10 protein-coding genes are annotated in these 10,900 nt (G+C 61.7%); 1 reads left to right on the top strand and 9 read right to left on the bottom strand.

From position 1 onward, the window contains the following. Positions 1–26 precede the first annotated feature (26 nt). From AC1DIJ_RS08520 to epmA, 8 genes are all read right to left on the bottom strand, one after another. Entirely contained in the window at positions 27–1,202 is a 1,176-nt protein-coding gene (locus tag AC1DIJ_RS08520; RefSeq protein ID WP_112386064.1) for a glycosyltransferase family 4 protein, read from the bottom strand. Between the two features lie 13 nt (positions 1,203–1,215). Beyond that, a complete protein-coding gene (locus AC1DIJ_RS08515) occupies positions 1,216–3,693 on the bottom strand; it encodes a glycoside hydrolase family 2 protein (RefSeq protein WP_112385872.1) in 2,478 nt (825 codons plus the stop codon). A 16-nt stretch (positions 3,694–3,709) separates the two neighbouring features. Continuing rightward, positions 3,710–4,672, bottom strand: a complete 963-nt coding sequence (locus tag AC1DIJ_RS08510) for a DUF1839 family protein (protein ID WP_477831374.1) — start codon at positions 4,670–4,672, stop codon at positions 3,710–3,712. Between the two features lie 8 nt (positions 4,673–4,680). After that, entirely contained in the window at positions 4,681–5,589 is a 909-nt protein-coding gene (locus AC1DIJ_RS08505; protein WP_112385874.1) for an amino acid--[acyl-carrier-protein] ligase, read from the bottom strand. 5 nt (positions 5,590–5,594) lie between these two features. Next, positions 5,595–6,776, bottom strand: a complete 1,182-nt coding sequence (locus tag AC1DIJ_RS08500; RefSeq protein WP_112385875.1) for an acyl-CoA dehydrogenase family protein — start codon at positions 6,774–6,776, stop codon at positions 5,595–5,597. Next, complete coding sequence (locus tag AC1DIJ_RS08495) at positions 6,776–7,027, bottom strand: acyl carrier protein (RefSeq protein ID WP_112385876.1); 252 nt, start codon at positions 7,025–7,027, stop codon at positions 6,776–6,778. Before AC1DIJ_RS08495 ends, AC1DIJ_RS08500 begins: the two co-directional genes overlap by 1 nt. A gap of 256 nt (positions 7,028–7,283) precedes the next feature. Beyond that, positions 7,284–8,336, bottom strand: coding sequence for a lysine-2,3-aminomutase-like protein (locus AC1DIJ_RS08490; RefSeq protein WP_112385877.1), 1,053 nt, complete (start codon positions 8,334–8,336; stop codon positions 7,284–7,286). Beyond that, positions 8,333–9,397, bottom strand: coding sequence for an EF-P lysine aminoacylase EpmA (gene epmA / locus AC1DIJ_RS08485; RefSeq protein ID WP_112385878.1), 1,065 nt, complete (start codon positions 9,395–9,397; stop codon positions 8,333–8,335). Before epmA ends, AC1DIJ_RS08490 begins: the two co-directional genes overlap by 4 nt. Positions 9,398–9,547: 150 nt before the next feature. Here epmA and efp point away from each other — a divergent pair, with 150 nt between their 5' ends. After that, complete coding sequence (efp, locus tag AC1DIJ_RS08480; protein ID WP_112385879.1) at positions 9,548–10,117, top strand: elongation factor P; 570 nt, start codon at positions 9,548–9,550, stop codon at positions 10,115–10,117. 52 nt (positions 10,118–10,169) lie between these two features. Here efp and AC1DIJ_RS08475 read toward each other — a convergent pair whose 3' ends face one another. After that, entirely contained in the window at positions 10,170–10,898 is a 729-nt protein-coding gene (locus AC1DIJ_RS08475) for an SIS domain-containing protein (RefSeq protein WP_112385880.1), read from the bottom strand. Positions 10,899–10,900: the final 2 nt, after the last annotated feature.

The following is a 10,900-nucleotide window of genomic DNA, read 5'->3' as shown; positions in this document are numbered from 1 at the left end:
CGTTAAATAAGGACCGAGGAGTTCGGTTAACGGCCCGCACCGGCAAGCGCCTGCAGCGCTTTCTCGTAGGTATTGGCCTCCAGATAGGCGACCAGGAAGCGTTTGGCGCGCCCGGCCTTTTCCTTCGCCGCCTCCGGGTCGGAATAAATCTGATCGAGGTAGCCCGCCGCCACTTCAGGCGACGGATCGGCCCAGACTGCACCCTTCAGCGCCGCAAATTCCGGATGCGTATCGACAACTGGGATCAGCGATGGCGCGACGTTCCAGGTATTTTCCGGGTCGCAGAAATCGACGGTGCCGGACCATCCCGTGGTCACGACAGGGGTATTGTGAATGATCGCTTCGGCAACGGTCAGGCCGAAACCCTCCGAACGGTGGAGCGAGATATAGGCATCGGAATCACGGATCAGCCCGTTGATCTCGCTGCTTGCCAGCTTGTCGGTGACGATGCGAATCCGGCTATTGCCCTCGGCCGAACGGTAAAGGGCGGCAAGGCCGGGATCCTTCGCTGGATCACCGCTTCCCTTCATCAGCAGGAAAGCCTTGGGGCACCGCTGCTGAAGGATCTTGAAGGCGTCAATGACAGCCTGCGGATTTTTGCGGTTGATCGACGATCCGGCGCTAAAGATGAAACTGACGAGAAACGCATCGTCCTCGACGCCGAACTTCGCCCTCATCCCGTCGGCAGCCGGCTTCTCCGTCACCGGATGCGGCACAACGACGACAGGCGCGCTGGTCAGCGGCGCAATCGCCTTGCGGGTAAACTCAGAGGGGACAAAAACCGCGTTGACATAGCGCGCGCCGTTCCGCCACTCCGGCGGCACGGCCTCCAACTCCCAGGCCCAATAACCGATGTTGTAGGCGCGGGCGAATTCCCGCAGTCCGGTGCTGAGCACCGCCCGCGGCAGCATTGGCGGATTGAGGTGCCAGATGCGCGTTCCCGGTTGAGCGGCATTGACTGCCGCAGCCTTCCATTCGACGGACGCGCCTTCATCGGCATGCGTGCTGACATCACGCAACGAAATCCGGCGGCCGCCCGCCGCCAGCGCGTCGGCGCAAAGCCGCGCGGACTCGCCTACACCGGCCATCATCGACAGATAGCCGGCAACTTCGATCGACCGTGCCGGATCGAAAGCCACCCGGGATTTCGGGATCAGCCGCTGCAGGACATGAGAGCGGAAGGCACGGTAGAGAGATCGGATAGGCATCTGTTTTTCAACCACCCACGCCGAAAGCAAAGCGGCGCATACCGCCAACGCAGAGCACCTCGCCCTGAGGCTCTCCCGCTCCAGTGCCAACAGGCGTCAGCCGGATACGGCGCTGGATACCCGGCGCCAAATGAAACCAGTCGTCAGCTGGGCGGTACCCAGCAGCATCGATGTGAAGCGACTGGGCAAGGCAATTGGCGGAGACATCGAGTGCCCATGCGCCGCCGTCATCCACCAATGTCACGGCAATATCGGCATCGTGAAACGCCTTTGCCCGACCAAGCGGAAAGTGGAATGCCTCGGCCAGCAGGTCACCTTCCACCGAGCGCAGCCGCGCCACCGTAACGTCATGCGACGGCGGGCCGAAACGGAAGGCGTAGGTGGTATCGAAGAAGGCCCCGAAAAGTTCGGTCGCCGCGATCTTCTGCTTGCTCCGCGCTGCGATCGACAGGCTCTGGCTGCCGCTCGCCGCCTGCTGCCTGCCGTTGCGGAAGCAGATAAGCTCGAGTTCCACGGCAAGGTCAGTAGATGTCTCGTTGACCACATGCACATCGAGACCATTGGTCCCTTCGTCCGTTAGCACCACCTGCAACGGCCGGAAGGCCCGGCGCATTGCATGCCAGACGGGCTTGGGTTCGCCGGTGGAATCGATCACCCCCCAGCCCGGTCCGGGCAGCAGATCCTGCAGCGTCCAGACCAACGCGCCGTTGCAACGTGATCCGCTGCGGCGCCATTCGGCAAAGGTCTCGGTCAGCACTTCGCCCGTGACGGCACGGGAAAGATCGAGATAGCGTTCCGGATTTTCGCGGCGAAGCCTGGCCGGATCGATATCGTAGAGCAGCCCGAGATAGTGATCCCTGATATCCTCGAAATCCCAGGACGCGCCGCGGTCGCGCGGCACCCGGGCCTTCCAGAGAGGGCTGTGAACGGAGGGCACATCGAGATGCCGCTGCAACGTTCTCTGCTGCGGGACATGCGCGAAGGCAAGGCTTTCGGCGGCGAAACGCACATCGGCCCGGCGCGCATCGTCAAGCGGGCGCATATAGGCGCCAACGCCGTAGTAGTGCGTGACCCCTGCATTCGGCGAAAACGGCATGGCCCCGCCATAGGGCGAATTCGGAACGTAGGGCACATCCGGCCGCAGCCGCGACGCGATCGCCGGGATTACTTCGTCGGTCACCGGACCGCCCCAGAACTCCCGCGGCAGCCCAAGCATTGCCGCCTGCTGATGAACCTCGCTGCCACCACAGAGCACCGCAAGCGAAGGCGCGGCCTGAACCCCATGCAGGAACCCTTCGACTTCGGCATGGACGTGGCCGATGAATGTCTTGTCGTTGCGCGGATAGTCGAAATTGGCGAACATGAAGTCCTGCCAGACGAGCAGGCCGAGTTCATCGCAGATCGCAAAGAAATCGGGCGTCTCATAAGCCATCGTGCCGCCGACGCGGATCATGTTCATGCCGGCTTCAGCAGCCAGCCGCAGGAACGGCTCGTAATCGGCCCGCGCGCCGGGAAGCCGCACGATATCGGCGGTGGTCCAGACAGCACCCCGGCAAAAGACGCGCTCGCCGTTGACGCAAAGCCCGAAGCCATCGCCATCGGCCCCGCGATCGAGGGTGATCGTGCGGAAACCGGTCTTGCCGAGCGGGTACTCGACATCGTCGGAAACCAGCGCCAGATCGTAGAGTTCAGGCGTTCCGTGCGTGTGCGGCCACCACGGCTTCACATCGGCGAGCTTGAGGATGGCCGAGTAGTGGTTCTCGCCGATCTTCTCAAAGGCCGTCTCTTCCCCGCCGCAGCGCAGCTGAAGGATCGGATCCTCCGCAGCGGAATAAAGCGAAACGCTGACCCGCCCGCTGCCATCGTCATCCAGAACGCTGCGGATCGAGACATTGTCGATCGAAACAGGGCCGCTGCGCACCAGCGATATCGCCCGCCACGGTCCGATGGCATGGATCTCCGGGCACCAGCCCGGCATATGGCCGAGCACTGTGGTGCGGACATTCTTGAGGCCCGGCGGCGTGATCATCTGCGGGCGCCAGCGAGCGCGGGGCCCGGGCTCGGTAAGCTTCGGCGCAAGTGCCCGGAAACACAGCGCAAGCTCGTCGCCGCCGGCAAGCGTCACCGGAATTTCGTGAGCGGTGAACATGCTTTCCGAAAACAGCAGCTCTTGGCCGTTGACGAACACGTGGCAAAGCGTTGCCAGTCCCTCCAGCCGCAGAATCCAGTCTCCCGGTTCCGTGTCGAACAGGCGGCAGACATACCAGGCATCCCGGGTGTTCAGAGGCTCCGGATTTTCCCTGTCGAACAGGCCGGCTCTCTCGAGCGCTTCGGCAGCGGTGCCGGGCACCGGTGCGGCGATGAACTGCGACGTCGGCGGGATATCATGCGGCACGGCATAGGCATCGGGTTCCGTGAGAACGAGGTTCCAGCCTTCCGAAAGCAGGACCTCTTCTGCGCCGACGCTCGCCAACCTGCCCCGCATGATCAAGCCTCCGGTGTCACAGCCGCTCGGAAATCGAAGCCATGATGGAATCCCATGCATCGGCGGCCGGATCAAGCGCGGTCTGCAGCGGCTCGAATTTCTTGCGGGTCACGGCCCGCGCCAATTGGAACTGCACGGATTTGGCCGTCTCGGAAATCTGCCGCGCATCCGCCTCGGCGCTGGCAAACTTGCCCGGCGACAGCCAAGCGAGATGATCCGCCGCCAGCTCGAAATTGGCGCCGAACTGGCGAAGCGTGTTGAAGGCATATTTGTGGAAGAAGCCGAAGGGCCGCTCGGCAATTTCCTCGACCTGCTGCGGGAAGACCGAGGCAAAGGCGCGGATCGGATTGCGGGCCGGGCGGCGGGCGAAATGCTTTCTGAAGATCGCTTGGGAGGCCGCCCGCATCTCCGCATCGCCGGGAAGCATCGCCGGAAACTTGGCGAATTCGGTGTAGGGCAGAAACAACGCCCCGTCCGCGCCTGAATTCAGCTGAAACAGACCGTCAAAATCCTCGCCATCCAGCGCGAAGAACCCGGCATTGTGGAAATACTCGACGCGCTTCGCATCGAAATCCAGCCGGTTGATCGCCACGGTCGTCTTGCCGTGCTCGGTGCGGTAGGCAGTGCCCTGGGTGTCGGGCATGTAATAGGAATCCATCTCGATCAGGCAGAGCCGCCCGCGGCCGATCTGCGTTTCGATATGACGCTCGACGCGATCGAAGATCGCCAGTTCGCTGACGCGAATGCCGTAGAGTGTTTCCAGATCTTCCAGCGGCACCTTGAAGAAGGTGAACTGGTCGCCCTCGAAGTCCTGCGTCATGGTAAAGCCGAGCATCGCTTCCGGCGGCAAGCCGAGCGTGTTCAGCACCTCGATCCAGAGATCGATATAGCAATTGGTTTCCGGCCACATGCGCTCGCTGGAATGGAGCGCATGCCTGACGTAGCCATCCGGAGCGATAGCCGGGAAAACAGCCTTCATCGGACGTCTCAGCCCCAGAGCGCCTTGCGAACGTTTTCAGGCCATTCCTTCACGTCAAGACCGTGATGGTGGAACAGCGCAAGCGCGATGCGTTCCAGACCGAAGCCGACGCAGGCGGTATGCGCCACGCTGCCATCCTCGAGATTCAGACCCCACTTCAGGCCAAACGAGTCCTGATGGTAGTTGAAGCTCATGCAGGCGGTCGGATTGGCGGTCGAGGTGATCGGGATCAACAGCTCGAACTTGAGGTTCTGGTCGCGCTGGTTGTTGACCATCATCTTGCCGGCGCGGCCGAAAAACGGATCGTTCGCCACGTCGATGACCACATCGAGGCCAACCAGCTTCATCATCTCGACGCCGCGATCCATCCAGCGCTGGCGGAAATCCGTCACGTGGCTCTCGGTACCCATGCAGACATATTCGCGCATGCGAAACAGCTGCTGGCGTGCCGGATCCTTGGAAGGCTCATGGCGGAAGCAGTAGGACTGCAGATCGTAAAGACCGCCCTTTGCCGGCAGGTTGCCGCGCTTGGCGACCGTCGGGTAGAGCGGATAGCAGGCCGCCGGCGTCAGTACAATCTCGGTCGCTTCCTGGCCCTTGGTCCAGTCGTCGCCGACTTCCATGCATTGCAGCAGGTTCATGTGATCAAGCTCGGCGCCGCAGAAGCTGTGCACCGTACCCGCAAGCTGCGGGAAGCTCTTCATATAGCCGCTTTTCTCGAAGATCGCCCGGTTCATGCCTGGCGGAAAGCGCATGGCTTCGGCACCGTCGGCGCCGCCGAACCTGTCGATCAGCCGCTCGAAAGCGGAGATTACGTCTTCGAACTGGCCGCTGCGGCCGTAGAGGCCGTCCACGCCGGTATCGATCAGCAGGCCGGATTCGAAAAGCCGGTCCAGAAAGGAGGTCTGCATATCCATGTGAGTCACCCCAGTAGGCTAGTGTCCTGCTTGTGGACGAGAAGCATGCTCGACGTGTTGCCGAGGATGCGGTCATTGGAAATCATCAGCTGCGCGGAATGCGCATCGCGAAGGTGCCGGCCGACGCTGAAAGGCGTGCCGTTCTTGTAGCCCATGATGCCGCAGATCAGCATGACGTGGTTGACGATCTCGAGGATCGTTTCCGACGAGGCGATCTTCACGTTGTTCATGGCAACGGCAAAGCCCATCGACGACAGCTTGTCGGGATCGGCCTTTGCGTCTTCATAGGCCTTCAGGCCCGCGACGACATTCGACTTGACCATCTGCAGAAGGTTCGAAACCTCGGCAAGGCGTAGCGCACCGGGCGGCGGAGCGCCGGGCGATTTGCGTGCGGCAGCGCGAACGAACGCCTGCGCACGGCAGACGGCATCGACCGCGATGCCATACCAGACGCCGCTCCAGAGGAGATGCGAGGAGGCAAGCATCGACTGCGCTGCGATTTCGGCAAAGGGCTTCGGCAGGATCTGCGCCGCCGGCGCCTCGCCCTTGAAAAGGAAGCCGTCGGAGCAGGTGCCGCGCATGCCGAGCGTATTCCATACATGGGTTCGCTCAAGCGTGTACTGGTCCTTGAGGAAAGCCGTCAGCACCTGATCCGAAGACGCGGCCTCCGGCCCGCTGCGCGACGTGATCAGGATAGCATCGGCATGTGAGCCGTAGGAGATGACAGTCGCGTCCTTTTCGAGACGGCAAGTATCGCCGGTGATCTCGATGGCGCAGATGCTGTTGCGCAGATTGCCACCAATGCCGCCTTCGGTCGTCGCCGAAGCGATCAGCAGCTGTTCGGCCGCGATACGCCGCATAAAGCCCGCATGCCACTCGCTGTCAGCGCCATGCTCGACAAGGCTCGAAAGCTTGATGTGGTGCATGGCGAAAACCATGGCGCTTGCGGCGCAGGCCTGGCCAAGAACGGAACAGAGTTCGGCGATTTCGGTCGTCGTCGCGCCCTCGCCGCCGAGGTGGCGGGGGATCTGAATGCCGAGCAGACGTTCGGCCTTCATTGCATCGGCAGCTTCCCGCGGGAAACGGCCTTCGGCATCGACGGTGTCGGCGTGCTTAGCCGCAATCTCGGCGACGCGCGCGGCCCGTGCCGCAAAGCTCTCTTCCGTGATCTTGACCGGGAAGTTCATCAGGCGACCTTCCGGCTGTCCTTGATCATATCGACGGTCTTTTCGATCGCCGAGATGCTGGCGAAGGACTTGCGGTTGAGAAGATTGTCGGGGAATTCGATATCGAACGCTTCTTCGATCGCCAGCATCAGCTGCACCGATGCAAAGGATGTCAGACCCGCCGCGTAGAGATCGGCGTCGTCGGCGACCTGGTCGATCGACGCGGGAAGCTTGCCGAATTTGGCTATAATATCGCGGATTGTCTTGTTCATCCGAACATCTCCAAGATTGTCATGATCCAGAGCAGGCGTTCATCGCCTTCATCATGAGCGCTCTTTTAGGCCGGAAAACCCAATATTCCGCTAATTTGTCTGGTTAAAGATGAGCAAGATTCACACTTAAAGTTTTATCGAGTATCGCGCCCTGATTGAATTTCGCCGTTTCTGCTCAAATACTTGCCTCGGCGGCTTGGCGTAATAAAGGAGCCGCTAGAACGACTTGTCAGTGCAGAAATGGAACGGAAATCTTCTATCCGGCCGGTGGATAGCCGTGCTCGCCGCCCCTGTAATCGGAGACCGAGAAGCAACCGTCGGCGGTTTTGCGAACGCCGCTTTCGGCGATCACGGTCTTTCCGTAGCCGCCCGGAATATCCAGAATATAGGCTGGCTGGCAGAGGCCGGATATGCGGCCCCGCAAGGCTGCGACGATTGCCTGCCCTTCTTCGATCGATAGCCGGAAATGGCTGGTGCCGGGCGCAAGGTCCGGATGATGCAGGTAATAGGGCTTGATGCGGTTCTCGACGAACGTCTTCATCAGCGACGCAAGCACGTCCGCATCATTGTTAACGCCCTTCAGCAGCACCGATTGGCTAATCATGACGATACCGGCGTCGACGATCCGTGCGCAGGCCGCCCGCGCTTCGGCCGTAAACTCGCGTGGATGATTGGCGTGCAGCGCGATGTAGACGGTCTTGCCGCTCGCCTTCAGGGCGTCGATGAGCGCCACATCGATCTTCCGCGGATCGACCACGGGCACGCGGGTATGAAACCTGACGATCTTGACGTGATCAATCGCCGAGAGCTCCCGCATGATGTCTTCCAGCCGCCGCGGCGACAGGATCAGCGGATCACCGCCGGTGAGAATGACTTCCCATATTTCGTCATGCTGGCGGATATAGTCGAAGGCTGCCTTCATCGCCTCCGGCTCCAGCGTGCCTAAGCCCTGAGGACCGACCATTTCGCGGCGGAAACAGAAGCGGCAATAGACCGGGCAGACATGCACGGCCTTCAACAGCAGGCGATCCGGATAGCGATGCACGATACCTTCGACCGGACTATGCGGGAGATCGCCGATCGGATCGGCGCGTTCTTCCGGGGTAATCTGCAATTCGTCGCCCGTCGGCACGAACTGCCGCGCGATAGGATCATCAGGATCGGCACGATCGATCAACGCCGCAACCGAGGGCGTCAGCGCGATCGCATAGCGGGCCGCGACCTCTTCGAGGGCCAGCCGGTCGCCCTCGGCAATCAGACCGGCGCTCGACAAGTCATCGACGCTCTTGATCGGCCTGACGATATTCATCGGCCATACTCCGCCACAGGCGCCCACAACACCTGATCGATGCGCGAGGCACCGGTCGCCAGCATCACCAGCCGGTCAAAGCCGAGCGCGATGCCGCTCGCCTCCGGCATGATCTGCAACGCCTCGAGAAAATCCTCGTCCAGCGGATAGCGCTCGCCATATATGCGTGCCTTCTCGGCCATCTCGATCTCGAAACGGCGCCGCTGTTCGGCAGCATTCGTCAGCTCGCCGAAGCCATTGGCGAGCTCGACGCCGCAGGCATAGACCTCGAAGCGCTCGGCAACCCGTGGATCCCGGCCTGACGGCCGCGCCAGAGCAGCTTCCGAAACAGGATATTCGTCGAGAATGGTAATGCGGCCGAAACCGAGATGCGGCTCGATCTTCTCGACCAGCGCTCGGCTGAAGAGATCGGCCCAGCCATCGTCTTCGGCGACACGCAGGCCGTTGCGGCGCAGTTCAGCCGCCAGATGCTCGCGATCGGTCGAGCCATCGGCAGCGACTGATCCGAGCAGATCGATCCCGGCATAACGATCGAAGGCTTCCGCAACGGAAATCCGCTCCGGCCCAGCAAAAGGATCGGCCTCGGCACCGCGATACGTCAGTTTGGATGCCTTGGCGGTCTCGGCAGCGAGTGCTGCGATCCGCACGCAATCCATCATCAGCGTCTCGTAGCTTTCTCCCGTCCGGTACCATTCCAGCATGGTGAATTCGGGATGGTGCAGCGGCCCGCGCTCACGGTTGCGATAGACATGCGCGAAGCAGGCGATCCGCTGCTCACCCGCCGAAAGGAGCTTCTTGCAGGCAAACTCCGGCGAGGTGTGCAGATAGAACAGCGCCGGCTGGCCATCCGTCGTCAGCGCTTCTGTTGCGAAGGCATGCAGATGCGCCTCGTTGCCCGGTGACACCTGCAGTGCGGCCGTATCGACCTCGACAAAATCTTCGCCGGCGAAATAAAGACGCAGTGCGGCCTGGATCGCGTTGCGCCCGATCAGGAACGGGCGGCGATCCGCGTGGACGTCGGGCGTCCACCAGGGCGAGGCTTTGGCGCTCGTCAGGCTCATTCTCTGCTTTCTTCACCGTGACGGCCAACGCTGGGCTGGCTTTTCGCCGGATTTTAAGTTAGTTGCCGCCCCAAAGGAAAATTAATCGCGTCTCCAGGGCTATTGCGACAGTCCTCTACGACGCCGAAGGCTGAGTTACAAGGAAGTCTTATGGTCAAGATCATCGCCTCCTCCGTCCGCAAGGGCAACGTTCTCGAAGTGGATGGCAAGCTGTATGTCGTTCTTACGGCCAACAACTTCCATCCTGGCAAGGGCACGCCGGTGACCCAGGTCGATATGCGCCGCATCGTCGATGGCGTGAAGGTGTCCGAGCGCTGGCGCACGACCGAGCAGGTCGAGCGCGCATTCGTCGAAGACGTCAACTTCCAGTTCCTTTACGAGGACGGCGAAGGCTTCCACTTCATGAACCCGGAAAGCTACGACCAGGTCGTCGTCGACAACGAAACGATGGGCGATCAGAAGGCCTATCTTCAGGAAGGGATGACCTGCATCCTGTCGATGCACGAAGGCATTGCGCTGGCTCTCCAGCTGCCGCGCCACGTGACGCTTGAAATCACCGAGACCGAACCGGTCGTCAAGGGCCAGACGGCATCGTCCTCGTACAAGCCGGCAATCCTTTCGAACGGCATCCGCACACTGGTTCCGCCGCATATCGATGCCGGCATCCGCGTTGTCATCGCGACGGAAGATAACTCCTACGTCGAGCGCGCAAAGAACTGATTGTCCGCAGGGGCAAAGCAAAAGGCCGGCGTCTCCGCCGGCCTTTTTCGTTTCAGAGATGCGGATTGCGCGGCCGGTATCGCTTGACCAGCTGCTGGTTCACCGCTGCAGCACCCGGCATGTTGGCACTGAGATAAACGGGCGCATCGCCGGACTTGGCGAGCTCCGAGGCCACCTCGGCAAAGATCGCATTGAGCACGGTCGCCCCGACTGCCGTCGAGACCGGCCCGACCTTCAGCCCGCTCCCTTCGATCTCGATGACGGCATCGCCCGGCGGAAGTCCGTTGTCGAGGACGATATCGGCAACCTCGGCTAGCCTGCGGCGGCCGTTGGCGATCGCCTTGGAATATTCGATCGAGGTGATGGCGATTACCTTGGCGCCGATCTCATGGCCATAATCGGCGGCTTCAAGCGGCGCGGCGTTCACGCCGGAATTGGACGCGATGATGATGACGTCGCCCGGCTGCATGCCATAGCGCTCGAGCACCGGACGAACGAGACCTTCCGTCCGTTCATAGACCGAACTGATCACCGCACCCTCGTGCAGCATCGCAGAACCGACAAGTACGGGAACGGTGAAGGCGAGGCCGCCCGCCCGGTAATGCACTTCTTCGGCCAGCATGTGAGAATGGCCGGTGCCGAAGACATAGACGCGCTTGTCGCTGCGGGCCGCTTCGAGGATCGCCGCGGCGGCCTGCTGCATCGGAACATCGAGAGCCGATTTCAGCTGGCCGAGCCGCTCGATCAGGTTCGAGAAATAAGCATCGGTGATCGCAGTCATCG

This window comes from Rhizobium sp. 10N427 (genome assembly GCF_056394605.1).
This window is presented reverse-complemented; position numbering and strand designations above follow the sequence as displayed.

What these genes read in the sequence shown, in the direction of transcription:
- AC1DIJ_RS08490 (WP_112385877.1), bottom strand. Translation starts at nt 8,336, where the DNA reads ATGAATATCGTCAGGCCGATCAAGAGCGTCGATGACTTGTCGAGCGCC.
- epmA (WP_112385878.1), bottom strand. Translation starts at nt 9,397, where the DNA reads ATGAGCCTGACGAGCGCCAAAGCCTCGCCCTGGTGGACGCCCGACGTC.
- AC1DIJ_RS08510 (WP_477831374.1), bottom strand. Translation starts at nt 4,672, where the DNA reads ATGAAGGCTGTTTTCCCGGCTATCGCTCCGGATGGCTACGTCAGGCAT.
- AC1DIJ_RS08500 (WP_112385875.1), bottom strand. Translation starts at nt 6,776, where the DNA reads ATGAACTTCCCGGTCAAGATCACGGAAGAGAGCTTTGCGGCACGGGCC.
- efp (WP_112385879.1), top strand. Translation starts at nt 9,548, where the DNA reads ATGGTCAAGATCATCGCCTCCTCCGTCCGCAAGGGCAACGTTCTCGAA.
- AC1DIJ_RS08515 (WP_112385872.1), bottom strand. Translation starts at nt 3,693, where the DNA reads ATGCGGGGCAGGTTGGCGAGCGTCGGCGCAGAAGAGGTCCTGCTTTCG.
- AC1DIJ_RS08495 (WP_112385876.1), bottom strand. Translation starts at nt 7,027, where the DNA reads ATGAACAAGACAATCCGCGATATTATAGCCAAATTCGGCAAGCTTCCC.
- AC1DIJ_RS08505 (WP_112385874.1), bottom strand. Translation starts at nt 5,589, where the DNA reads ATGGATATGCAGACCTCCTTTCTGGACCGGCTTTTCGAATCCGGCCTG.
- AC1DIJ_RS08475 (WP_112385880.1), bottom strand. Translation starts at nt 10,898, where the DNA reads ATGACTGCGATCACCGATGCTTATTTCTCGAACCTGATCGAGCGGCTC.